The organism is Pseudomonas fluorescens (assembly GCF_005938625.1).
Taxonomy (GTDB): Bacteria; Pseudomonadota; Gammaproteobacteria; order Pseudomonadales; family Pseudomonadaceae; genus Aquipseudomonas; species Aquipseudomonas fluorescens_BD.
On the sequence record NZ_VCNJ01000029.1, the window covers coordinates 275,299 to 297,475 of the forward strand.

The window sequence follows — 22,177 nt, forward strand, 5'->3', positions numbered from 1 at the left end:
GAGATCTGCAACGGAGAACGGCCGCTGCAGATCTCATGTAACGAAAGGATAGGTGGCTTGAGTACATTTCGAAAGTATCTGTGCCTTGAAGTATTCATATGGATATATCTAGGCTGTTGGAATGCAACAGTCCCTCTGATTATTGTGCAGAGAGGAAGCCTGCTTGAACTGGCAACCTACGAAACAGGGCTCGCACTCACGGCCGTCGTTTCAGTACTGTTTTTAGCTTCGCGCGTTGAAACCATGCGTCGCGGTACTGCTATTAAGGCAGGTTGTATTGTGATTTTATTGACGGGTATTCTTCGTTACGTTTCTGTCGCTGTTTCGTATTCGATCGAAGCGCTGATGATTATTGATATGCTTGCAGTATCGGCGTTTGGTGTTATTCAGTCTCTTTTTGGTGTTTATCCGGCTGAAACAGTGGAGAAACATCGCATGGAACGTGCATTTCGTGTCCGCCGTATCATCATCACCATAAGTCGCGTAATAGGCCCCTTACTGGCGGGGGTTGTTATTGGGATATTTTCGCCGCTAGCATCCCTTCTTTTTTCTGCACTGGTGGGAATGGGCGCTTTAGCTCTCGCATTGACCTTGCCGCTTGGTGTCGAACCTGATCGCCAACGAGTGAAATCACCTGTTGAGCGCGTTCAGGATATTTTCCTGGGGATCAAGCTAAAACTTATTCTTCCACCAGAAAGATTCCTGACGGTGTCTGGCTTTTTACTTTTTCTGACAGTGACCGCTACGGTGCCAATGCTGGTTCCCAACCAGATTCATGCCCATGGTCTTGCGCAAAGCAGTGTGGGGCTGTTCAACGCTGTATTTGCAGCAGGTGCTGTCGCGGGTTTGTTTTTACTCAGTCCATTGATTGCCAAGAGAAAACATCAGCGCATCAAGTACATCGTTTTATGGACGGTACTCACTGTTTCCCTCTGCACATCGGCGCTTTCCACCGAAATCTGGCAATTGGCTTCCAGCCTGATTGTCGCGGGCGCCAGCAGCGCCTGCCTATCGCTTGTCGGGATGGATAAAAGGACGGTTTCCGTGCCATCGGGTGTGCGCATTCGATTGATGGCTGCGACTCTGATTGTCAGCCAGCTGGCGAACTCCGCTTCCTACATGCTCGTGGGCTCTGCGATAACGCTGTTTGGCATTGGCGGTTTGCTATGGGTGTATCTGATCATTTTCATGATTGTCTTGTTGTATTGCGCTCTTTCAAATTCCGTATGGGATTTTCTGGAAGATACAAAAGACGCCGAGTTCTACTATAAAGAGCATCATCCGAAGTTAGAGTCTGTCATGCGTACCTGAATTGCGAACCGTGTTGCTTGGGTGCCGTTCAAGGGCCACGGAAACAGACCACATTCAGAAACGTGGTCTGTCTCCTGTTGACGTCAAGCGGCTGCTTCATCACCGCGCACTTGCCCCTCTCGAAACTTCACACCCGCCCGAAGCGCATGCCTTAGTTTCAACGCCGGCCGCTCGACGCAGTAATACGAAACCCCACTCAACAAGAACGACAGCAGCAGAATCGTTGCAACCTTGTACCAATCGAAGGCGGTAATCGGCCAAAGTCCGTGCAGGAAGTAAAACACCACGAAGTGATTGAGGAATACGCCGTAGCTGATGTTGCCAAGGAACTCGTCAATCCGGTGAAACTTGAGCTTCGTCAACAAGTACACCGCGGGGATGCCCAGGGCAATGCCTGCAGCCACTTCGGCGTTTGACGGTCGGCGTTCGATCCATCCCGCCATGATCGCTACGAAGATCAACGCCGCCGCCACAGCGGTACCACCAGCAATCGCTAAACCCTTCGCCTGTGGTTTGTAGAGATAGCTGCCGCACAGGAAGATGAACAGGACGCCCGGCAACAAACGGTAGCCGTAAAAGTCGGTGTTGATGAGTCCAAGACACGCGGGGATGAAGACCGCAACGGACAACGCGAAGGCCACACCGCGTACTCTGTAGATGATCAGGAACGGGATCACCAGGTAGAAGCACATCTCCAGGCCGAGCGACCACGCCGGTGGCACAATCCAGATTCCGGATGCGCCAAACATATAGAACCCGAGGGGCACGATGGCCAGGCTCGCGGCGATGTTTTTGACGGTTAATTCGGCCGCTTGCGGCGTACCGGGCAGCAGGAAGTAGATCACCGCACAAGAAACGACGAAGTAGAACAGGAACTGCGGGTAAAGGCGCAAGGCCCGGTCCAGGTAGAACCGGCCGACTTTCTCGGGCGCCTTGTAGTTGCGCTCGATCAGAGAGGTCATGACGAAACCACTGATGAGCAGGAAGGAAATCACGGCAACCACACCCGGGTTGAACCCCATGAACATCTTGCCCAGATGCGAAACAGCGACCAGAACGGCCAATAGCAGACGGTAGGCTCCCACGTGTATCCCCAAACGACCTTGTAGTTATGGTGGGTAAATTACGATGGTTTGTGGGTGGGTAACAGGTTTTTTCTGCGCGTTCAGATTTAAGGCGCGCAGTGACAGTCCGTATTGGCCTCAGGTTGCGGTGATGAAGATCAGCCGGTGTAGGTTTCACTCCACGCTTTGGATCGTCCTTGATCCCTTTGTGGCTGCGACATGACCGCCACATAGGGATTACCCCTCAATCCACCGGCACAACATTATCCAGCGCTTGATTCACCGCCAATTCCCCCAGCATCACCACTTGCGCAATCCCCAGCGCAGTTTTGCGGTGGCCTGGGTCAAGGAGGGCGGCGAAGTTGCAGAGCATTTCGGTGGCTGAGCTGAGGGATTCGCTGGCGTTAACGAGCAGGGACTCGCTGTCGTAGTCGGAATTGGCCAGAAACATGGGGGCGTGTTTTTGGTCGCTGCCCATGATGCGTTGGGTCGGGGTTAAGTAGTAATCGAGGGCGCGCTCGGCGGCGTCGTTGAGTATTCGGGAATCCGGGAATTTGTAGGGTGAGACTGGATCGGTTTCTGGTGGGTTGGGCGTGACTTTAAACATAGATGACACTCCTGGGAAACGATTAAGGAGCCATCACGATTCGCTACCAAACGAAGGGTGGCGGCCATGCACAGGTTGGTAGACCGGTCCAGGAACCCGGCGCGTCCGAGGACGCCCTACGCATGGCCACCATAAAACGAAGATCAAGAAAAACGATCTCTGAGAGAGGTGCGCGATGCGCCTGGAAATACCGGGCTACCAAACCCGATCACTGTTTTTCAGTGACCGACAAACGATAAAACCCGCGCCCCAGACGCACAAGACGGCGGATTCTGGCGTAGTCGTAGGCAACGGCGCAAGACGTTGTAGCCTTGAGCAGGTAACGCGGCGTGTCATTTAAACAGTGATGGAAAGCTCCTAAACACGCGTCATCAACACGCCGTTCAAAATGACATTCGTCAGTACTCAGATCACTGCGTTGGAACCCTCACGCCAAGGTACGCACCAACACTAAATTGCAACCCAAAAAAGACGAGGAAGGATACCCATGTCAGTTCATCCGATTTTGTTTCTGGGCGGCTCCGGCGCCATCGGCCACCGTTCTGCCAAAGCGTTGCGTGCTGCCTATCCCGATTTCCCGTTGCTGATCGGCGGCCGTGACTTGGCCAAGGCTCAACAAGCCGCCGAGGAAATGGGCGGGGCGCAGGGCGTAGTCATTGATCCTGCTGCCGATGACCTGGGGCTGGGCGATCGCCCGGTCAGCGCTGTGGCGGTTTTCTACATGGATCACTCCTTGGCCGGGCTGCGTTTTGCGCAGCAGCGCAAGGTGCCGCACTTGAGCATTTCGTCCGGCATTTTCGAGATTGCGCCGCAAATCGCCAGTTACATCAATCGCCCTGACGCTTCCCCCATTGTGCTGGGTTACGAGTGGATGGTAGGTGCAACGACGGTGGCGGCGCTGCACATTGCTGAGGCGTTTGCCCGGGTGCGCGATATTCGCATCGATGCGCTGGTCGACGAAGAGGACGGTGGCGGGCCGACCGTGGCCAAGGACTTCGAACACCTGAACAAGATGCTGCCCGCCGCCCTGACTCGGCGCGATGGGGATTACATCTGGCGCGAAGGAGAGGACAAGAACGTTAGCTTCCGGGCGGTGGACGGTACGCCGATGCCAGCCAGCGGTTTCTCGTCCATCGACGTCACTGGGCTGGCGGCCGCCACCGACGCGCCGAATGTGCAGTTCAATCTCGCCAGCGGGGTCAGTTCTTCGCGGCGCTCGGGGCGGCCGATGTCTACCGAAATTCTCATCGAAATGATCGGCGAGGATCATCAAGGGCGAACGTTGCACACCCGGCATGCCCTCGTTCACCCGGCAGGCGCCGCGGCACTTACGGGGCTGAGCGTCGCCATGCTGCTGGAGCGATTGCTTGGGCTGGATGGTCAACCGCCGACTCCGGCAGGTCTTTACTTTCCTTATCAGTTGCTCGACGTCGGCGCGTATCTGCAGCGTCTGAACAACGAGGGCGGTGAGCTGCTGGAACTACGAGTGCAGTAACCGTCCTGCGCAACACCGCCGACTTGCCGCTCATTCTGGTCGGCGGTGATGCGCATTCGCTCAACTGTTGAAACGTAAAACCGTTTTGGTGCGCCTGAACTACTCAGCGAATTAGTCCGAGAGCAACTTTTTACAGTCCAATAGCAAGTCACCCAGGAATGGATGGATTTCCGTCGACTCCATTAAAGCCATCAGCTCTGTGGCTAGCGACCTGATGGGCATCCATTCCTCATGATCAAATATGAGGCGATCATTGCAATGAAATGCGGCCTCAGTAAGGCTATTGCATCGCTGCCAAATGTCTTCCAGCCGGCTCTTCACGTCCTCCGGTAGCCCGCTGCCGCAGATTGTAAGTACCTCCTCTATCGGAAGAATCATGTCGGACCAGACTTCACAGGCGGGGCAATCCGGGATAGTTGCCTGCTGTATTTCCGAAGTTTGGGCCAGAAACCCAAGCGCCTCGATTACCTCGCATACGGCAAGAACCTGCTTGTACTCGTTCTGACCGTACCAAGCCCATAGCGTGGTGGAGAACCCCATATCAAACTCCAGAAAAATCCAGTCCCCGAGCCATCGCATTTTCCATCGCTTCGAGAAGCTGACCGTCGAAGTACTCGGAGCCATCTCTTTCGCGCACTTCGATGCGCTCTTTTGCCTCTATCAACAGGTGTTCGGAGGCGATATTCTGATTCAAAAAAGTAGCGACCATAAGATCGCTCAAATGCACTAGCGGTGTATCCCATGACTCCTGGCAGCGTTGCATCAGCCCCGTATGGGCATCCCCATGCCATGGGCCTAAAAGATTCGAGATTGTCAATTTTGAGGTCATAAACTTCCTGAAGTCAGGCTAACGCGCCAAGCGATTCGCTTTGCTCGGAGGAGATGAAACTCACCCCTCAATCAAATGAGTTTAACTCAGTCACATTAACGACAGGAATCTCACGGCGACTGCCAAACCCCACCATTCGCCACCGGCACCTCTCCCAGATCATAGGGATTGACCCCTTCAAGACAGCCAACATTGAAGCCGAACTCCTGCGCATTGGTGCTGCGTCGGTGATGGGTGTAGATCCCGCAGTTGCCGCAGAAAAAATGCTCGGCCACTTGCTGGCCAAAACTGTACTTCAACAATGCCGACTTACCACGGATCACTTTCAGGTCAGCCGCCGGCACCGCGGCGACGATCGCGCCTCGGCGTTTGCAGAACGAGCAGTCGCAGCGGTGCGGCGTGGGCAGGCCGTCGGGCAGGTGGATTTCGAGGATCACGGCGCCGCAATGGCAACTGGCGCGATGGTCGCGACGGATGGGTGTGCTGCCGATCTGTTTAAGCATGACTAAGCCTCCATCCAGTCCACCGTTGCCGTCTCGCGCCATTTCACCTCGGTGATGCCGAATCGCTCGGCCTGGGGTTTGGAGATGACTTTCAACGGTGGCTTGCCGGGTTTGGGAATCGGCGCGATGCCGGCATCGCAACTCGCCCAATGCCATGCGTCAGCGTTGCGCATGGTTTTTGCGCGGATGACGAATGATTTTGGTTGGCCGTGAAGTTTGTATTCGATGACGAAGATGTCGACGTTGCTCATGCGTTCCTCCTTACGCTCATACGCAAATGAGTTTTGCCAACGAAAAAAATTCAAAGGATTTTCGGGGTCTGTTTCAGGCCGCTGGCAATTGTTTTTGCTTTGAACGGTTGGGACTGGCCGCAGCCTAAAAATCAAGTCCCCGCGAGGACTAACAGACCCCACGATTTCACCCCCGGAGGCTCCCAGTGAACAAGACGATCAGCGCCGAGGATTTGAACATTCAGCTAAAACACAACGATGACGTTGCCCTGTTCAAATGGCTGCTTGCCAGTTTCCTGATGGGCAAGCGGATACAGGCGGAAATTGCCGCCGAAGCCTATAGGGTGATCGCCGACAAACACGGGCGCGATACGCCACGCAAACTGGCAGCGTGCAGCCATCGTGAATTGGTTGCGATGCTCGGTGAGGCGCATTACGTGCGTTACGACGAGACCACCGCCGTGCGACTTCACGCCTTGGCACGCCGGTTAAACGACGAGTACGCGGGCAAGGTCAGCCATATGCTCGAGGCCAGCGCCGATCGCCAGGCGTTTGAGAAACGGCTGGCGGAATTCGACGGCATCGGTCCGAAAACCGTGGAAATCTTCATGCGCGAAGCAAGCGCTGTACTTGGCTTTTGATCGCGGGCCGTGACAGGAAAACGGACACCACCCGCGTTGTGAAGGCTACCTGACTCGACGACCAGAACGATTGATCGCCAGAAGGCATAGCCCGACCAGCAATGCAGCGCCTGCAACCAGGAGCGCCGAAGGTTGAATCGGTTGGCGCAAGCCAGCTGCTGTATGCCGCTGCGATATCGCCAGTGGTCGGGATTCAATGGTCACTTCGTCAAATGACCGGAATGGCGCAACGACCTCTGCCTGAAACGGCATTTCCTCGATGCTCAGACGCAGGCCATCTGACAGTACCAGTGTCCGCGCGGTGATCGTGCCAACGATTCTGTCCGGATAAACCGGTTCGCCATTGGGATCGAGTTGGTCATACAGGAAATTCTGTCCTTCAAGCCATCCAACGGCCGTCTGCAACTCAGGGCCCAGGTAATACTTGCCGTCGAGGAAAAATCCAGGAAATTGCGGCGCGCGCTCGACGCTTTCAATGCGATAACGCTCACCCGGTTTCATACCGGTTTCAGGGGCAATCATGGTCAATCCCTCCGCTGTAGGTTCAGCGGTAGAGAACAAGGATCGACTGTCGTTCCATGTAAATGAGGAAAGGTAGCGGTTGTCCTGGTCGACAGACCGGATCTTTCAGGAGAGCAAACGCACACCCGAGCGAATCAGTCCCTTTGCCGTCAATTGCCGAATCTTTTCCCGCAATGCTTCGCGCTCGGCCTTGGGCGTTACCGGATCGACAGTCAGATACTGCCTGTCGCACCACGATTCGATTTGACCTATCCAGTAAGTTTGTCCGGCGTGTCCCGTGTCGAGGCGACTTAACAAGTAGCCGATTTGTTGCCAGGTCGGGAGCAGTTGGAAAATGGCACTGCGACGGGGCTGCGTGAGTTCATGCCAGTCTCGATCAAGTTTGGCTGTCAATCCGCGGATCAACAAAGACCAGGCAACTTTTTCAAGTTGCGCAATCAGCACTGAAAAAACTTTATCCGACGGATCATCAAGTGTCTCGAACAGCTCAGGCAATTGATCATCGCGAAGCTGGCGCGCTGCGGCCTGTCGCACCGTGACAAAGGCCGAGCGCAGTGCAGGTGTATGCCAATGCTCTGGCAACGTGTCATTGAGTTCAGTGGTCAGGCCGAGCACGCCCAACCAGTGTTGTTTTGCCGTGGGCAGAGGTTGACTCAAGCGCTCGGCGAGGACCGCGTGCGCATCAACGTCATTACGCGGTGCGGCCCACAGCGCCAGATTGCGCACGGCGGGTGACACATCCAACAAGGCTTCGCGCAGAACAGGTTTCGGATCGGCGAGCAGCGGCAGCAGCGCATAAAGCACGCGCACGCGGATTTTGCCGCCCGGGCGTGACATCGCTTCAAGGAGCAACGGCAGACTTTGTGCCGACGGCAACATCGCAGTCGCCGGCACCGCCATCAAACGTACGGTCAATTCGCGATGAGCCAAGGCGCTGCGGAGCAGGGTTTCGCGATCTTCAGGGTTTTCCAGCAAAAGCGTAAACAGGTAACGCGCGGCTTTGCCCTGGCGATTCAAGAAGTCGGCGTACACCTCATCCCGGCATTCCGCCGATTGCAGCATTGCGCGTACCGCCGACAGCGTCTGACTGTGGTCGACCCGGTGTTGCGCTGCCAATGCCATCAAGGGTTCAAGAGCGGACAACCAGGCCTGGGTATGAGCAGGCGAGAAGTAGTGTTGCAAGCCCGCCGCCGCCAAATCGCGCACCTGCGGGACCCAATCGTTCAGACGCTCGATCAGCACCACTAATGCTTCGGCAGAAGGCTGCCTGCACAGTTCTCGCACCGCAACTTCTCGAACAAAGCCGTTGGAGTGATTGCTCACGTCTGCCCATGTGCCGGTGTTGCCGAAGTGAGCGAGTATCTCCAGCGCCTCGTTGCGCCGATAGTTCTCATAGGCGGAAAGCTGTGTTTGCTTGCGTGCCAACCGAGCCAGCCAGTCTTGAGTGGTGTTCATGGTGCAGTCCTGTGCGTCCTTGCGGGGGTGATTTTTTGCGCAAAAGCGCCAGCCTACGCGACTTGCGCCGGAGGGCAAAAGAATCCTTGTTTTTCTGAAGACCTCATCTCGGTCAGGAGCGGCTTGATCTTTTCAAGCTATTCAAACGTCACCTCATGGGTGCTGACTATTGTTGCCCATGTTGGGCATTTGTGGGCGGAGGCGAACACGCCTCGTGGGGCGCGGGTAGTGTTTACGTTGCCTGGGTGTACGGGATCAGCGCAGGCATCATGACGAGTCCTTTGTTACTCTTTGGCCTCAATGGCTTCAGGATCTCCGGCATATGGAAATTGCCCCGCATTTCATCATTCATGAAACCGATCACTGGATCATCAATCACCATCTGGCGAACTCGCTTCCCGGCTATCTGATGCTTGGGACTAAGGTCGAAACCACATCGCTGGCCGAGTTGTCATCCGGTGCCTTGGGCGAATTGGGTGGTTTGCTTGCCAAAACCCAGCAAGTCATTGAGCGACAACTCAAGCCAAAAACCTCTACATCGGTCGCTACGGGCATCAGCCGGGTTTACTGATCCACTTCCATTTCATTCCGGTTTATCACTGGGTCGAAGCGCTGTTCTGGGAGGACACGCGATATCGGCTCCTCGAAACGTTTGCCCACGCTGAAGGCGCTGCGTCAGCGACTGACGGTGCAGAGCTGACGTTATTCGTCTGGCGGGAGTTTGGTGAAAACCCGATACCACCGAAGGCGCAAGGCCCCTCCATTGAAGAAGTGATCAAACATCTGCGTATTGCGTTTGGCTGATTGTTGGAACAAGGCACAACGAACCCACAAACTATTCAGCGACTTCTCGCTGACTGATTGGTGTCGATACCGACCGCTCGGTCTTTGCATGTCGATATCAGACACAACCATGGCGCAATCAGGCTATTGAGTCGTCCGGCAGGCCGGGTAAGGTGACATGTCTTCACATCAAAATAACCCCATCAAGATCATGGGGTTGATAAGAGCTGCGGCGGTTGAGGAGGGCTTCTTGAGGGGCGTTCAGCAGACGACGATGGTAATCGTTCGTGCAGTCAACTCGCTTAAATGTCGATCAGCAGAGAATAAAAAAACCAATGATCAGCCCGAACTCAACGGATTCGAGTAGCCAATTGGCGCAGGGCTTCAAGCCTCGTCACGTCACCATGCTGTCCATCGCCGGGATTATCGGCGCCGGATTGTTCGTAGGCTCGGGGCATGCGATTGCCGCAGCGGGGCCGGCGGTACTTCTGGCCTATCTGTTCTCGGGGCTGCTCGTCGTGCTGGTCATGCGCATGCTCGGCGAAATGGCGGTGGCCAATCCGGACACCGGTTCGTTCTCGACTTATGCCGATCAGGCGATCGGGCGCTGGGCGGGCTTCACCATCGGTTGGCTTTATTGGTGGTTCTGGGTGTTGGTGATTCCCATCGAAGCATTGGCGGCCGGCCATGTTTTGAACCAATGGTTTCCTCAGGTCGATGCCTGGCTGTTTGCGTTGGGCTCGATCATTGCGCTGGTGGTGACCAACCTGTTCAGCGTGTCCAAGTACGGTGAGTTCGAATTCTGGTTCGCCATGGCCAAGGTTGTGGCGATCATCGGTTTTATCGGCGTCGGTTTTGCGGTGTTGATGGGCTGGATTCCCGACAGGGAAGTCAGCGGTTTGAGCGGACTGATGGCCGAGCACGGCGGATTTGCGCCCAATGGGCTGTCGGCGGTTGTCGGTGCGTTCATCACCATCATGTTCAGTTTCATTGGCACCGAAGCGGTGACCATCGCTGCTGCCGAATCCAACGACCCATCGCGAAACATTGCCAAGGCCACGCGCTCGGTGATCTGGCGCATCGGCGTGTTTTACCTGCTGTCGATCTTCGTGGTCATCTCTGTGGTGCCGTGGAATGATCCGTTGCTGGCCTCGGTCGGCTCTTATCAGCGCGCCCTGGAAATCATGAACATTCCCCACGCCAAGTTCATGGTCGACGTGGTCGTGTTGATCGCCGTGGCCAGTTGCATGAACTCCTCGATCTACATTGCCTCGCGCATGTTGTACTCACTGGGCCGGCGTGGCGACGCGCCAAAAATGCTCAAGACAACCTCCTCGGCAGGCGTACCACGGGCCGCTGTTATCGCCAGCACCGTGCTCGGTGCGTCGATCACCGTGTGGAGCTATTTCATGCCGGCCGGGCTGTTCGAATTCCTGCTGGCCAGTTCCGGTGCGATTGCCTTGCTGGTGTACTTGGCGATTGCGGTTTCGCAACTGCGCATGCGGCGGATATTGCGTCAGCGCAAGGTCGAACTGACCTTTCGCATGTGGCTGTTTCCGTGGCTGACGTGGTTGGTAATCGTGTTCATTTGTGCCGCGCTGGCGGTGATGATGATCACCCCCGAGCACCGCACCGAGGTCACCACCACCATTGGCCTGGCGCTGGCGATTTCCTTTATCGGCCTGGTGACGTCGCGTCATCCTGCACCGCTGGCGAGAGTCACGTCAGCGGGGTAAAAAGGGAGCGGTCTGCGCTGATCTTTTGAGGACGCCGGGCTTTATCGCCGCAGATTCCGCATCCGTATAGTGCTTGCCCCGTTACGTGTTCGCCCATAAACCCTCCCACTGCACCGAAGTATTCAGGTCAATGACGCCGGTAGTCGCCGGCGCACGGAGGGATCATGGACACCACCGCAATTCCCGAGGGTTTTACCCCGCTTACCCGCAGCAGTCCGTTGCTTGATCTGCTTGGCCCGATCTACGCGAGGGGCAGTGGGCTGCAATTGGAACTGGGGTTGTTGACTGACTCACGCCATGCCAATGGCCGTGGCACCCTGCATGGCGGCGTCTTGGCGACATTGGCCGATGTCGGCATGGGCTACGCCATGGCATTTTCCAGCGACCCTCCACAGCCTTTGATCACGGCGAGCATGACCCTGGATTATCTCGGCGCGGTAAAAATGAATGAGTGGCTGGAAGTGCGTCTTGAGTACTCGAAAAAGGGGCGCCAACTGGCGTTTGCCGCCGTGAGCCTGCATGTCGGCGAGCGTACGGTTGCGCGGGCCAGTGCGGTGTTTGCGGTGCCGATGGGTTGAAAGGCGTGGCCATCAAGGGGTGGGCAACCCACAGACCCCGTCATGATGCCGCAGGTGTGTGCGTTATCGGGTCGCCTTGCATGGCCGCTTTTTGGCCGATGCCGTTCTCTACCAGCGTGAGAATTTCAGCGACAGCGGATCGAATGACACGTTGGCCATACTTCGAGCGTCAGCGACTAATTGCCATTGCCCAGCAGTGGCGTCTTTTTCGCGCAGGGTCCAGTGCCCGGGGCCGGACCAGGACAGTTCTATGTACGGCCCGTCAAGTGCTTTGCTCGCTATTAACATGTCGACTTCGTCAGCAGGCCCCGGGAGCATGCCTCCGACAGCAATGGGCACGCGCTGACGCAAAAGGCTGTTGAGCAGGCTCAGCAACTCGGCACGTGACGTGTAATGCACGCCGTGCTCCCCGACTTCGGAGTCGGCAAACACCAGGCTGCCGCTATCGGCGTCCACCGAACTGATCAACGTGAGATGCGTCGGTGGCCGGCCTGAGCCTTTTGAATACCTCATGCCTGATCCATCGCCGTCGCCACGCCTTGATCTTCCCCGAGAAACCCACCGCTCTGATGCTGCCAGAGCCGCGCATAGATGCCGTTTCTGTTGAGCAATTCGGTATGGGTGCCTTGCTCGATAATCCGCCCCTCATCCATGACGATCAGTCGATCCATCGCCGCAATCGTCGACAACCGATGGGCGATGGCGATCACGGTTTTGCCCTGCATCATTTCATCGAGGCTTTCCTGAATGGCCACTTCGACTTCAGAGTCCAGCGCACTGGTAGCTTCGTCGAGCAGCAGGATCGGCGCGTTCTTCAGCATCACGCGGGCGATGGCGATGCGTTGGCGCTGGCCGCCGGAGAGTTTGATGCCGCGTTCACCGACCAGGGTGTCGTAGCCGCTGTGGCCTTGCTTGTCGCTCAGTTGGCTGATGAAACCGTCGGCCTGCGCGTTGGCGGCGGCGCGGCGTATATCTTCGTCGCTGGCGTCCGGGCGGCCATAGGCGATGTTGTCGCGAATCGAACGGTGGAGCAGCGACGTGTCCTGCGTGACCATGCCGATCGCGCTGCGCAGACTGTCTTGGGTCACCTGTGCGATGTTTTGCCCGTCGATGCGAATCTCCCCGCTGTCGACGTCATAGAAGCGCAGCAGCAGATTGATCAGCGTCGATTTTCCGGCGCCGGAACGCCCGACCAGACCGATCTTTTCACCGGGACGAATGTTCAGGCTCAGGTTGTCGAGGACCTGGCGTTCGCCGTTGTAGTTGAAGCTGACCTTGTCAAAAGACACCGCGCCGCCAGCGGGGGCGAGCACGGCGGCGTTCGGCGCATCCTGCACTTTTGGGCCACGGGTGAGGGTGGCCATGCCGTCCTGCACGGTGCCGATGTTTTCGAACAGCGACGTCATCTGCCACATGATCCAGTGCGACATGCCGTTGATGCGCAACGCCATCGCCGTGATCGCCGCGACGGCGCCGGTGCCGACCTGACCCAGATGCCAGAGCCACAGGGCATAGCCGCCGGCGCCCATGATCAGTCCGACCACCAGCGCCTGATTGACGATCTCGAACTGGCTGACCAGACGCATCTGGCGAAAACCGGTGAGCTTAAAATCCTCCATCGCCGCCCGCGCGAAGTGCGCTTCGCGCTTGGAGTGCGAGAACAGTTTGACCGTGGTGATGTTGGTGTAGGCGTCAGCGATGCGCCCGGTCATCGACGAGCGCGCATCGGCCTGTTCCTGGCCGACCTTGCCCAGGCGCGGCACAAAATAAACCATGGCCAGCCCGAATAACGCGAGCCAGGCAATGAACGGCAGCATCAGTTTCAGCGCAAAGCCGCCAGCCAGGGCAATGATCGCGATGAAGTAAACGCCGATGCCCGGTGCGATTTCGATCAGGGTGAACAGGACTTCGCGCACGGCCAGCGCGGTCTGCATGACCTTGGTCGTGACCCGCCCGGAAAATTCATCGGAGAAGAACGAAAGGCTTTGCCGCAGCATCAGCCGATGGAAATCCCAGCGTAGCCGCAGCGGTAAATTGATCGCCAGGATCTGGTGCTGAACCATCGTGCGCAACGCCACCAGACCGATGCTGATGAACAACACGATGCCGATGCCCCACAGCACGCGGTTTTCTTGCGCGTTGACACCGCCGCCGGCCTGCCACGTCGAGAGCAGATCGACGACCTGGCCGAGAAACGAAAACAGCCAGGCCTCGTAGATCGACACCCCGGCACTGAGCAACGCCAGCGCGAGGATATAACCGCGTGCACCGCGCGTGCAGGCCCACAGGAACCGCATCAGGCCGACGGGCGGGGGTGGTGCTTCGTCGGGGGGGAAGGGGTCGAGCCGTTGTTCAAACACGCGCAGCATTGTGGTCTCCGAAATCATCAGGGTCAGGGGATTCTGCCATTGAATGGCGGCTTTGAGGGTTTGCACTTCAAAGACTTGTCCCCGTTCGAGTAGGGTTCCTGCGCCTTATTTGGGATCACACAGCCGCAAACCCTGCGGATTCCGGGCGCAGGCCGATCAGCTACGCTATCTGCTCAGATGACTTGAGCAGCGCAAGATGCGGCAAACCAACCGGGTTTTTTGTTCGGAGTCGATGGACACAAGAAATGTTTAATTTCTTTTTGCAGTTTATGTTAGTGCTCATCCCCACCGCGTCTCTGTCACTCGACAGTTATCTTCGTTACCGAGTGGCAAAAAACCAACCGGTGAGCAAGGCGTGGAAGGGCTGCAATCACGTGCTGGCGATCCTGCTGATCATGCAGTTGCTGGGTTTGGCGCTGTACTTCTTCTACCTCGCCTGAGTCTGGTCGAACGCCTGCTGATACGTATGCTGCCATTCACCTCCGATTTGGCAACAGTGTTTGTCCCACCCACCGATTTTTCCCGCCACTGTCATTCCCTAGCATCGTCTCCAGGCCAGCAGCAATCGTGCTGAAGCGGCCCACTCAACGAGACGGTGAACATCATGAACACAATGAAAATGGCGATGGCGTTATTGCTTGGCAGTCTGGGCGCACAGGCCTACGCGGATTCGGCGCCGACGCAAAACCTGCCAGTCGAAACCTATGCCTACTCGACCAATCTCGACATCGAACATGTGATCTCGATCACCGAACCGGCCAATGAATGCGCGCCGGTACCGGTTCAAATGACCTATGAAGATTCCCATGGCGAGCGCCATGTTCTGCAATACCAGGTCATGGGCACTGGCTGCTCCAGTTGATTCAGTGCAGAGAAGGGAGGGTCGACACTCCTTGTCTGCTGCGCTCAGTGCTTTCTTGCTCCAGCAATTTGTTCATCCGATGCCAGTAACTCCGGGATCGACAGCTTGAGAAAGTCCACCCAGGTTTTAGTCTTCGCATCAACGAACTTGCGCGACGGATAGATCGCGAACAGGTTCAACTCCTCCAGCCGGTACTCCGGCAACACCCGCACCAACGTCCCCGTCCGCAGGCCATCCACGGCCGACGCTATCGGCTGAATGCCGATACCCATGCCTTTTCTGATCGCGATGGTCATGCCGTCGGCGGTATTGATATGGAAGGGAGACAGGGGAATGGTGATGGTCTCCATGCCTTGCGGGCCTTCGAACGTCCAGTTCTCCACTGGCATCACCGTGTTGACGATGCGCAGGCACTCATGTTCGGCCAGAGCGGCGGGCGTGTCGGGTATTCCGTGTTTTTCCAGATAGGCCGGCGTCGCGCAGAGGATGCTGTACGTCATGCCGAGACGCTGCGCGACGAAGCCTGAGTCGGGCAGGTCGCGGGCCAGCACGATGGACATGTCGTAGCCTTCTTCCAATAAATCTGGGACGCGATTGGTCAACGTCAGGTCGAACATGACCGTGGGGTGAATCTCCCGGTAACGGGCGATGGCGTCGATCACGTAGTGGTTGCCGATGGCTGACATCGCATGGATTTTCAGACGACCGACCGGCAGTGTCTGCGCAGTGCCGGCTTCAGTGTCAGCCTCACGCACATCGTCGAGGATTTTTTCGCAGCGTTGCAGGTAGCGCAGGCCCGCTTCGGTGAGGGCGAGGCGGCGGGTGGTGCGGTTGATCAGGCGGGTGTGCAGACGGGCTTCAAGGGCGGACACGGCTTTGGACACGTTGGTCGTGGTGGTGTCGAGCAGTTCGGCGGCGGCCGTGAAGCTGCCGCTTTGCGCGACGGCGACGAAGAAACGCATGCTCTGGAAAACGTCCATCGTTGTTCCGCCTTATGGTGGGTTGTGTGGTGTTGGTGAGTCGCTGTTCACTTTTAATGGCAGCCCCTCACCCTAACCCTCTCCCGGAGGGAGAGGGGACTGACCGAGGTGTCTTGCGCTGTCCGCCGACCTGAAATATCAAGTCGAACTCAGGATTTGAATAGCACGCGATAAGGCTCCCTCTCCCCCCGGGAGAGGGCGGGGGGTGAGGGCTACACTCTGCGTCGCGCCACAAACTTCAAGACGTACGCCCAGGAATAAACCCCGGCACCCCGGTTTCCACCACCGAATTGAAACGGATCCGCGTGCTGATGTCTTCCTTGATCTCACGCATCGCCCGTTGCGGCAATGTCGCGATATCAAAATTCTCCTGAATATGCGCTGGCGTCGCCGAGGTCGTCAGAAACGCCGTGCCACGCTGCACCGCCCACGCCAGCGCCACTTGCGCCGGGGTCTTCTGCACATGTCGGGCAATGCCGGTCAGCACGGCGTCTTCCAGAACGTTCGGTTCCATGCCGTGGCCCAACGGCGCGAACGCCAGCAGGATGATGCCGTGCGCCTGGCAGAACTCGAGCATTTCCCATTCCTGCAGGTACGGGTGCGACTCGATCTGCACCACGGCCGGTTTGATCCGTGCTTGCGCGACAATCTCTTTCAACGCTTCCAGAGTGATGTCCGACAAACCAATGGATTTGCAGCGGCCCTCATCCACCAGACTTTCCAGCGCACGCCAGGTGTCGAGCAAAGTGATATCGCCATCGTAGATCACGTGGCCGAATACATCGCGCGGATCCTGATCATCCCCCGCCTGAAAAGCGAACGGCGTGTGGATCAGGTAGCAATCGATGTAGTCGGTTTGCAAGCGCTGGCAACTCGCCTCAAAGGCAGGTTTGACCCGCTCGGGCCGGTGGTTGGTGTTCCACAGTTTGGTGGTGATGAACACGTCTTCACGGCGAATCTGGCCGGCAGCGAAAACCTGCTGAAACGCCACGCCGATCTGCGTTTCATTGCGATAGCGCTCGGCGCAGTCGAAGTGGCGGAAGCCGACTTCCAACGCGCATTTGACTGCTTCAGTGGTGGTGCTCAAATCGCGGAACAACGTGCCGAAGCCAACGGCCGGCATCGAGCCTGCATCGTTGTTCAGCGGCCAGCGGGTGTCGCGAAGCGCATCGTGAAAGGCTTCGTAAGTCATGGTTTTTCTCCAGTGTCGGTGGTTACAGCGGTGTTTGCCCGGTGCCTGCGCGGGCGGCGATTTTCTGCTCGAAAACGCCGACGGCATTGCCGCCCAACGCTACGAACAACTGCACGGTGTCGAGATAGCGCGTGGTCTTCACCTGAATCTGCCCGAGCAACGCTTGCTCGTAGGCACGCTCGGCTTCGAGCACTTGCAGCACGCTGTTTTCGCCTTGGGCGTAAGCCTGTTGGTTGAGGCGAAAGCTGCTGTCAGCGGCGCGCAATGCATCGTCCTGCGCGAGGTTTTGTTCGGCGCCGTGATGGATCGCCTGCAAGCTGTCCGCGACCTGTCCGAACGACTGAATCACCGTCTGCTGATAACGCGCGAGCGAGGCGTTGTAGCCATCGACGGCGGCCTGGCGCTCGGCTTTCAGCGTGCCGCCATTGAAGATTGGCGCGGTCAGCCCGGCAGCAAAACCCCACAGCGCTGCGCCGCCATTGCCTGAAGCGGCTTGCGCCAACGAGGCCGACAGTTCGATATGCGGATAGAGATTGGCCGTTGCCACCCCAACGGCGGCACTGGCCATGTGCAGTTCGGATTCGGCCTGCAGAATGTCCGGGCGGGTGCGCGCGGTTTCCGAGGGCAGGCTGACCGGCAGCGTCGTCGGCAAGGCAAAGTCGTCGAGGGTAAAGTCCGGCGCGATCCAGTCAGCCGGGCCTTTGCCGGCGAGGATCGACAAGGCATGCCGCGCCGCATCACGCTGCTGGGCGAGGGGCGGCAACAGGGTGCGATCCTGCGCGAGACGAGTTTGCGCCAGTGCCACATCGATGCGCGTGGTGCTGCCGCTCTGTTGGGCGCGGCGCACCAGCTCAAGGTTTTTCGTGTCATTGGCCAGTAGCGTTTGCACTGCCGCGATCTGCGCGTTGGCCGAGGCGATCAGCAACGCCTGTCGGGCCACTTCGCCGGTCAATGTGAGGTAGGCCGCTTCGTAGCGGTGTTTGTGCAAATCCGCCAACGCCTGCTGGCCTTCGACTTCACGCTTGATACCACCGAAGGCATCCAGATCGAATGCCACACGCGGGCCGATGGCGTAGACATTGGCAACGCTTGGCTGCGGCCCGTTGTGAGTGCGTTGCCGACCGCCCGCTGCCGCAAAATCCACTTGCGGGAACAACGCGCCTTCCGCTGCTGCAACGGAGGCGGCGGCCTGGCGCAGGGTCGCATCGGCGGCGACCAGTTCGAGGTTGCCGTCGATGGCGCGGCGCATCACCTGGTCGAGCTTCGGCGAGCGCAGCGCGGTCCACCAATCGCCTTGAATGCGTTGGCCCATGTCGAAACGTTGAGCACCGGTCGACTGCTCGGCTTGCTCATCGTAGTGCGCTGAGGACCCGGTGGCCGGGCGCTGGAAATCGGGGCCGACGGTGCAGGCCGACAGCATCACCATCAAGGCCAGCGCACTGAAGGTGCCGGGGATTGCAGAACGAGTGAAGCGCGTAGACGTTTTCATTTTGCAGACTCCACAAAGATCAGTCGGCCGCAGCCGGTTTGCGCAGCAACAGCACCAGCGGGCTCACCACGAGCATCGCCAGCATCAAAATCTTGAACTGGCCCATCACCGCGACGAACGCGGCCTGATGGGTCACCAAGTGGTTCAGACCTTCCAGCGCCGATAGCGAGGTCGGCAGCGCCGTTCGATAGGGCGTCAACTGGCTGACCAGCGCGACGTGCATGGCTTGGGTGTTGTTGAAGAAAAAGATCTGCACCACCGCCACCCCGAGGGTGCTGCCGTAGACGCGCATCAGGTTGAACAGGCCGGTGGCTTCCGCGCGCAATGCCGGATTGAGCGTGCTGAACGCGACCTTGCTCAGCGCCGGCATCAACACGCCGAGGCCGACTCCCTGAATGAATCCGCTCCACGCCACGGGCGTCCAGTCCATCAACGGTGAGTAACCGAGCATCAACCCGTTGGCGTAGATCACCAGCGCGATACCGGCGGCGATAAACACCCGTGTGTCGATCCAGCTCGGCGCACGACCCATCAGCAGGAACGCGCCGACCAGGCCGATGCCGCGCGGGATTGTCAGGAACCCTGTGGTGTCTGGCGGGTAGCCCATGATTTCGTCGAGCATCGGCGAGGTCAGCGCCATGGTCGACAGCAGGACGAAGCCGAGGGCGAAAAACATTACGGTCGACAGCACGAAGTTGCGATCGCCGAGCAACGCCTTGCTGACAAAGTGAACCTCGGCGGTCCACCGATGCACGATAAACAAGTACAAGCCGAGCGCGCCAGCCAGCGCTTGCATCCAGATTTCCAGGGAGTCGAACCAGTCCAGGCGCTCGCCGCGGTCGAGGAGCATCTGCAGGCCGATCATGCCGAGGGTGAAGGTGCCGAAACCGAAAAAATCGTACGGCGGACGCTGCTCGGCTTTTTTCTCGGCGAGCAGCAACGTCGCCACCAGGAAGATGCACGCCGTCAGCGGCAGGCTGAGGTAGAACATCGGCCGCCAGTCAAAGTACTCGCAGATCAGGCCGCCGATGCTCGGCCCGCTGACGATGCCGAACAGCACCAGCGCTGTCCATTTTGCGCCGAACGCAGGACGCTTTTGCGCCGGCAGGGTCTCCATGGCAATCGCCATCGACAGCGGCGCCAATACGCCACTGGCCAGGCCTTGCAGAATGCGCGCGGCGATGAATTCCAGCGGCGTGCTCGCCAACGTGCCGAGCCACAGACCGAGGGCAAACAGCACCAGGGCAATCTGATAGACCCGCTTCAAGCCGAAGGCGGCGGCGAGCCACTGAGCGATCGGCAAGGTGATCGCGCTGGCGGCCAGGTAAGCCGTGAAAATCCACCCGGCTTGATCGTCGGTCATCGACAGACTGCCTTGTATCAAGCGCAGGGCGGCATTGGGCAATGGCAGATTCATCGATTGCAGATAGGTCGCCAGCAGCGCCACAAAGCGCAATGCGCGCAGATCGGCCAAGTTGTTGCGGGTAATGGCGTTCATCACGAATTACCCCGCACTGAGCAACGACTTGAGTGGATACCACCACGGCGTGCGGTGGCCGGTGTCGACTTCGACCGTGGCGCTTGTGCCGGAGAACAACGGCATGGCCGGGTCAGCGTCGTCGAGTTCGAGGCGCACCGGTACTCGCTGCACCACCTTCACCCAGTTGCCGGTCGCGTTCTCCGGCGGCAGCAGGGCGAAGTCCGCGCCGGCGCCGGGGCTCATGCTGATCACGTGGGCCTTGAAGGGCCGGTCTGGATAAGTGTCGAGGGTGATCGTCGCCGTCTGACCGGGGCGCATGTGGCTGAGCTGGGTTTCGCGGAAGTTGGCTTCGATCCAGCTCTCGTGATCGGAAATCAATGCGAACGCCGCGCTGCCGTTGCTGACGTAATTGCCCACTTGTAAGTCGTCGACCTTGGCCACGATGCCGTCGGCCGGTGCGGTCACTGTGGCGTAGGACAGATAAAGCTGCGCTTCGTCGAGCTGAGCCTTGGCTTCACGCACGGTTGGATGTCGGTCGATGGCGATGTCGGGATCACCACTGAGGGCGACTACGGTGCTGGCGATCTGTTGCTCGATCGATGCGATGCGTTGGCGCGAGACTTTCTGATCGGTGTCGGCGCGCTCATAGGCCGCCCGCGAGACGAACTCGCTGGCGATCAGCGCTTTTTTGCGGGCGAATTCTTTCTGATCGTAGTCCGCCGACGCCCGCGCCGATTGCAGTTCGGCCTGCTGCTGGCGATAGCTGGCCTTGAGGCCGTCGATGCGCAGGCGAGCATTGCCTAACTGGGCTTCGGCGCGGTCGACCGCGATTTGCAATGGTTGCGGGTCGAGGCGAAACAGCACCTGGCCCTTGCGCACGGGTTGGTTATCGTCCACGGCGATCTCGACCACTTGCCCGGACACCCGCGCATTGATCGATGCCTTGGCCACGCGAGCATAGGCGTTGTCGGTGGAGACGTAAGGCTCGTTCGCCCGGTATTGGCTGTAGCCGATGACCGCGAACAGCGCGGGCAGGCCGGCCATCAACAGTGGTCGCAGCCTTTGCTTGAGCGGTTGTTTCGACGGGACGTCCGCCAGATCCCCGATTCGCTGGGCGCTGGCATGTGCTGCGGTGAGATCAATTGGCTGGGTCATGATCTGCTCTATCCAAAATGCTGAAGCGCAAACGGGACATCGGGCCGACCGGGGCAATCGCCTGTGGCCGCGACGTGATTAATGGCTGCGAAAAATCAAATCCGTGCGCGGTGGGGGAGGATCGCTCCTTACCGCTGTTCGTGGTTGCTACAGCCCATTCGAGCTGCGCCACAACAAAGCTGTTGACCAAGGAATTTCTGGTTCCTTAATTTTGTGCGATGGTGTAAGAATATGAGCGACTTCTCATCCTTGCAAGGAATTTGTACGACATGGCACAAAATAAACCGACAGAAGGGAAAGGCCGCGGCCGGCCTCGCGCCTATGACCCGCAAACAGCGTTGCAACAGGCCCTTGGCGTGTTTTGGAACACCGGTTATTCCGGCGCATCGCTCGACAGCATCGCCACCGCCGCAGGGATGAACCGGCCGAGCCTGTACGCCGCGTTCGGCGATAAACACGCGCTCTATATCAAGGCTCTGGATCAATACTGGGACACCGCGCACGCCGCCATGCAGGCCGCGCTGACCGACAACAGCCTGACCCTGGCCCAGGCGCTGAGCGGTTTTTATGAGGGGCAATTGGCGATCTACTTCTCGGGCGACGGCCAACCTCGTGGCTGCTTTGCCATCGGCACGGCGACCACCGAAGCGGTTGAAGACCCGGAAATCCGCAATGTGCTGTCGGCACGCCTCAGCCAGTTGGATGCTGATCTGCAAGCGCGTCTGCAAACGGCAATCGAGGCTGGCGAACTGAAAGCCGAGAGTGATTTGGCCGCGCTGGCGGTGATCGCTTCTTCGCTGCTGCACAGCATTTCGATCCGCGCGCGGGCGGGCAAATCCCGTGAAGAGCTGACCGCGATTGTGCGCAACGCCGTCAGCGTGATTTGCGGCTGAACG

Annotated in this window: 23 protein-coding genes and 1 pseudogene; 9 read left to right on the forward strand and 15 right to left on the reverse strand. The window is 58.3% G+C overall.

Translation table 11 applies throughout. The features are described 5' to 3' along the window. The first annotated feature begins 57 nt into the window (after positions 1 to 57). On the forward strand, positions 58 to 1,311 hold the full coding sequence (locus tag FGA82_RS19335) for an MFS transporter (RefSeq protein WP_141128304.1): 1,254 nt from the start codon (positions 58 to 60) through the stop codon (positions 1,309 to 1,311). An 83-nt stretch (positions 1,312 to 1,394) separates the two neighbouring features. Here the strand turns inward: FGA82_RS19335 and FGA82_RS19340 are convergent, their stop codons facing one another. Together FGA82_RS19340 and FGA82_RS19345 are read right to left on the reverse strand one after the other, a co-directional pair. Beyond that, on the reverse strand, positions 1,395 to 2,396 hold the full coding sequence (locus tag FGA82_RS19340) for an acyltransferase family protein (protein ID WP_141128305.1): 1,002 nt from the start codon (positions 2,394 to 2,396) through the stop codon (positions 1,395 to 1,397). A gap of 223 nt (positions 2,397 to 2,619) precedes the next feature. Beyond that, the gene (locus FGA82_RS19345; RefSeq protein ID WP_141128306.1) at positions 2,620 to 2,982 is read right to left on the reverse strand and encodes a DUF6124 family protein; all 363 of its coding nucleotides are present in this window, start codon (positions 2,980 to 2,982) and stop codon (positions 2,620 to 2,622) included. A 487-nt stretch (positions 2,983 to 3,469) separates the two neighbouring features. Here FGA82_RS19345 and FGA82_RS19350 point away from each other — a divergent pair, with 487 nt between their 5' ends. After that, positions 3,470 to 4,477: an NAD(P)-dependent oxidoreductase gene (locus FGA82_RS19350; protein WP_141128307.1), complete on the forward strand. Its 1,008-nt coding sequence runs from the start codon at positions 3,470 to 3,472 to the stop codon at positions 4,475 to 4,477. 111 nt (positions 4,478 to 4,588) lie between these two features. Here FGA82_RS19350 and FGA82_RS19355 read toward each other — a convergent pair whose 3' ends face one another. From FGA82_RS19355 to FGA82_RS19370, 4 genes are all read right to left on the reverse strand, one after another. Continuing rightward, positions 4,589 to 5,017, reverse strand: a complete 429-nt coding sequence (locus FGA82_RS19355) for a hypothetical protein (protein ID WP_141128308.1) — start codon at positions 5,015 to 5,017, stop codon at positions 4,589 to 4,591. 1 nt (position 5,018) lies between these two features. After that, on the reverse strand, positions 5,019 to 5,306 hold the full coding sequence (locus tag FGA82_RS19360) for a hypothetical protein (RefSeq protein WP_141128309.1): 288 nt from the start codon (positions 5,304 to 5,306) through the stop codon (positions 5,019 to 5,021). Between the two features lie 110 nt (positions 5,307 to 5,416). Then, the gene (locus tag FGA82_RS19365) at positions 5,417 to 5,809 is read right to left on the reverse strand and encodes a GFA family protein (protein WP_141128310.1); all 393 of its coding nucleotides are present in this window, start codon (positions 5,807 to 5,809) and stop codon (positions 5,417 to 5,419) included. 2 nt (positions 5,810 to 5,811) lie between these two features. After that, positions 5,812 to 6,060: a DUF6555 family protein gene (locus tag FGA82_RS19370; protein ID WP_016984867.1), complete on the reverse strand. Its 249-nt coding sequence runs from the start codon at positions 6,058 to 6,060 to the stop codon at positions 5,812 to 5,814. A 185-nt stretch (positions 6,061 to 6,245) separates the two neighbouring features. Here FGA82_RS19370 and FGA82_RS19375 point away from each other — a divergent pair, with 185 nt between their 5' ends. Beyond that, positions 6,246 to 6,680, forward strand: a complete 435-nt coding sequence (locus FGA82_RS19375; protein WP_141128311.1) for a DNA methylase — start codon at positions 6,246 to 6,248, stop codon at positions 6,678 to 6,680. Between the two features lie 45 nt (positions 6,681 to 6,725). On the opposite strand, the gene FGA82_RS19380 is transcribed toward FGA82_RS19375, so the two are convergent. Together FGA82_RS19380 and FGA82_RS19385 are read right to left on the reverse strand one after the other, a co-directional pair. Next, positions 6,726 to 7,202 (reverse strand): short chain dehydrogenase, encoded by a 477-nt coding sequence (locus tag FGA82_RS19380; RefSeq protein ID WP_141128312.1) that lies wholly within the window; start codon positions 7,200 to 7,202, stop codon positions 6,726 to 6,728. Between the two features lie 105 nt (positions 7,203 to 7,307). After that, the gene (locus FGA82_RS19385) at positions 7,308 to 8,657 is read right to left on the reverse strand and encodes a HEAT repeat domain-containing protein (RefSeq protein ID WP_141128313.1); all 1,350 of its coding nucleotides are present in this window, start codon (positions 8,655 to 8,657) and stop codon (positions 7,308 to 7,310) included. A 322-nt stretch (positions 8,658 to 8,979) separates the two neighbouring features. Between FGA82_RS19385 and FGA82_RS19390 the strand changes: the two are divergent. From FGA82_RS19390 to FGA82_RS19400, 3 genes and pseudogenes are all read left to right on the forward strand, one after another. Then, positions 8,980 to 9,461 (forward strand): annotated as a pseudogene (locus tag FGA82_RS19390) (HIT family protein). Between the two features lie 314 nt (positions 9,462 to 9,775). Beyond that, the gene (gabP, locus tag FGA82_RS19395; protein WP_141128314.1) at positions 9,776 to 11,176 is read left to right on the forward strand and encodes a GABA permease; all 1,401 of its coding nucleotides are present in this window, start codon (positions 9,776 to 9,778) and stop codon (positions 11,174 to 11,176) included. 164 nt (positions 11,177 to 11,340) lie between these two features. Further along, positions 11,341 to 11,754: a PaaI family thioesterase gene (locus FGA82_RS19400; RefSeq protein WP_141128315.1), complete on the forward strand. Its 414-nt coding sequence runs from the start codon at positions 11,341 to 11,343 to the stop codon at positions 11,752 to 11,754. 108 nt (positions 11,755 to 11,862) lie between these two features. On the opposite strand, the gene FGA82_RS19405 is transcribed toward FGA82_RS19400, so the two are convergent. Beyond that, complete coding sequence (locus tag FGA82_RS19405) at positions 11,863 to 12,267, reverse strand: hypothetical protein (protein ID WP_141128316.1); 405 nt, start codon at positions 12,265 to 12,267, stop codon at positions 11,863 to 11,865. Then, positions 12,264 to 14,123: an ABC transporter ATP-binding protein gene (locus tag FGA82_RS19410; protein WP_141128377.1), complete on the reverse strand. Its 1,860-nt coding sequence runs from the start codon at positions 14,121 to 14,123 to the stop codon at positions 12,264 to 12,266. Before FGA82_RS19410 ends, FGA82_RS19405 begins: the two co-directional genes overlap by 4 nt. A gap of 245 nt (positions 14,124 to 14,368) precedes the next feature. On the opposite strand from FGA82_RS19410, the gene FGA82_RS19415 reads away from it, so the two are divergent. Together FGA82_RS19415 and FGA82_RS19420 are read left to right on the forward strand one after the other, a co-directional pair. Continuing rightward, positions 14,369 to 14,563: a hypothetical protein gene (locus FGA82_RS19415; RefSeq protein ID WP_141128317.1), complete on the forward strand. Its 195-nt coding sequence runs from the start codon at positions 14,369 to 14,371 to the stop codon at positions 14,561 to 14,563. Between the two features lie 164 nt (positions 14,564 to 14,727). Next, positions 14,728 to 14,985 (forward strand): DUF2790 domain-containing protein, encoded by a 258-nt coding sequence (locus FGA82_RS19420; RefSeq protein WP_141128318.1) that lies wholly within the window; start codon positions 14,728 to 14,730, stop codon positions 14,983 to 14,985. 44 nt (positions 14,986 to 15,029) lie between these two features. Here FGA82_RS19420 and FGA82_RS19425 read toward each other — a convergent pair whose 3' ends face one another. The 5 genes from FGA82_RS19425 to FGA82_RS19445 form a co-directional block, all read right to left on the reverse strand. Next, positions 15,030 to 15,965 carry a LysR family transcriptional regulator gene (locus FGA82_RS19425; protein ID WP_141128319.1) on the reverse strand — a complete coding sequence of 312 codons (936 nt, stop codon included), beginning with the start codon at positions 15,963 to 15,965 and terminating at the stop codon, positions 15,030 to 15,032. 238 nt (positions 15,966 to 16,203) lie between these two features. Then, positions 16,204 to 17,157, reverse strand: a complete 954-nt coding sequence (locus FGA82_RS19430; protein WP_141128320.1) for an aldo/keto reductase — start codon at positions 17,155 to 17,157, stop codon at positions 16,204 to 16,206. Positions 17,158 to 17,179: 22 nt separating this feature from the next. After that, positions 17,180 to 18,646 carry an efflux transporter outer membrane subunit gene (locus FGA82_RS19435; RefSeq protein ID WP_141128321.1) on the reverse strand — a complete coding sequence of 489 codons (1,467 nt, stop codon included), beginning with the start codon at positions 18,644 to 18,646 and terminating at the stop codon, positions 17,180 to 17,182. A 19-nt stretch (positions 18,647 to 18,665) separates the two neighbouring features. Further along, entirely contained in the window at positions 18,666 to 20,144 is a 1,479-nt protein-coding gene (locus FGA82_RS19440; RefSeq protein ID WP_141128322.1) for a DHA2 family efflux MFS transporter permease subunit, read from the reverse strand. Positions 20,145 to 20,150: 6 nt separating this feature from the next. Beyond that, complete coding sequence (locus tag FGA82_RS19445) at positions 20,151 to 21,281, reverse strand: HlyD family secretion protein (RefSeq protein ID WP_141128323.1); 1,131 nt, start codon at positions 21,279 to 21,281, stop codon at positions 20,151 to 20,153. Positions 21,282 to 21,550: 269 nt separating this feature from the next. Between FGA82_RS19445 and FGA82_RS19450 the strand changes: the two genes are divergently transcribed. Next, on the forward strand, positions 21,551 to 22,174 hold the full coding sequence (locus FGA82_RS19450; protein WP_141128324.1) for a TetR/AcrR family transcriptional regulator: 624 nt from the start codon (positions 21,551 to 21,553) through the stop codon (positions 22,172 to 22,174). Positions 22,175 to 22,177: the final 3 nt, after the last annotated feature.

Excerpts from the sequence above, each read along its gene's own strand:
- FGA82_RS19345 (WP_141128306.1), bottom strand. The coding sequence starts at position 2,982 with ATGTTTAAAGTCACGCCCAACCCACCAGAAACCGATCCAGTCTCACCC.
- FGA82_RS19350 (WP_141128307.1), top strand. The coding sequence starts at position 3,470 with ATGTCAGTTCATCCGATTTTGTTTCTGGGCGGCTCCGGCGCCATCGGC.
- FGA82_RS19355 (WP_141128308.1), bottom strand. The coding sequence starts at position 5,017 with ATGGGGTTCTCCACCACGCTATGGGCTTGGTACGGTCAGAACGAGTAC.
- FGA82_RS19360 (WP_141128309.1), bottom strand. The coding sequence starts at position 5,306 with ATGACCTCAAAATTGACAATCTCGAATCTTTTAGGCCCATGGCATGGG.
- FGA82_RS19365 (WP_141128310.1), bottom strand. The coding sequence starts at position 5,809 with ATGCTTAAACAGATCGGCAGCACACCCATCCGTCGCGACCATCGCGCC.
- FGA82_RS19370 (WP_016984867.1), bottom strand. The coding sequence starts at position 6,060 with ATGAGCAACGTCGACATCTTCGTCATCGAATACAAACTTCACGGCCAA.
- FGA82_RS19380 (WP_141128312.1), bottom strand. The coding sequence starts at position 7,202 with ATGATTGCCCCTGAAACCGGTATGAAACCGGGTGAGCGTTATCGCATT.
- FGA82_RS19385 (WP_141128313.1), bottom strand. The coding sequence starts at position 8,657 with ATGAACACCACTCAAGACTGGCTGGCTCGGTTGGCACGCAAGCAAACA.
- gabP (WP_141128314.1), top strand. The coding sequence starts at position 9,776 with ATGATCAGCCCGAACTCAACGGATTCGAGTAGCCAATTGGCGCAGGGC.
- FGA82_RS19400 (WP_141128315.1), top strand. The coding sequence starts at position 11,341 with ATGGACACCACCGCAATTCCCGAGGGTTTTACCCCGCTTACCCGCAGC.
- FGA82_RS19405 (WP_141128316.1), bottom strand. The coding sequence starts at position 12,267 with ATGAGGTATTCAAAAGGCTCAGGCCGGCCACCGACGCATCTCACGTTG.
- FGA82_RS19410 (WP_141128377.1), bottom strand. The coding sequence starts at position 14,123 with ATGCTGCGCGTGTTTGAACAACGGCTCGACCCCTTCCCCCCCGACGAA.
- FGA82_RS19415 (WP_141128317.1), top strand. The coding sequence starts at position 14,369 with ATGTTTAATTTCTTTTTGCAGTTTATGTTAGTGCTCATCCCCACCGCG.
- FGA82_RS19420 (WP_141128318.1), top strand. The coding sequence starts at position 14,728 with ATGAACACAATGAAAATGGCGATGGCGTTATTGCTTGGCAGTCTGGGC.
- FGA82_RS19425 (WP_141128319.1), bottom strand. The coding sequence starts at position 15,965 with ATGGACGTTTTCCAGAGCATGCGTTTCTTCGTCGCCGTCGCGCAAAGC.
- FGA82_RS19430 (WP_141128320.1), bottom strand. The coding sequence starts at position 17,157 with ATGACTTACGAAGCCTTTCACGATGCGCTTCGCGACACCCGCTGGCCG.
- FGA82_RS19435 (WP_141128321.1), bottom strand. The coding sequence starts at position 18,646 with ATGAAAACGTCTACGCGCTTCACTCGTTCTGCAATCCCCGGCACCTTC.
- FGA82_RS19440 (WP_141128322.1), bottom strand. The coding sequence starts at position 20,144 with ATGAACGCCATTACCCGCAACAACTTGGCCGATCTGCGCGCATTGCGC.
- FGA82_RS19445 (WP_141128323.1), bottom strand. The coding sequence starts at position 21,281 with ATGACCCAGCCAATTGATCTCACCGCAGCACATGCCAGCGCCCAGCGA.
- FGA82_RS19450 (WP_141128324.1), top strand. The coding sequence starts at position 21,551 with ATGGCACAAAATAAACCGACAGAAGGGAAAGGCCGCGGCCGGCCTCGC.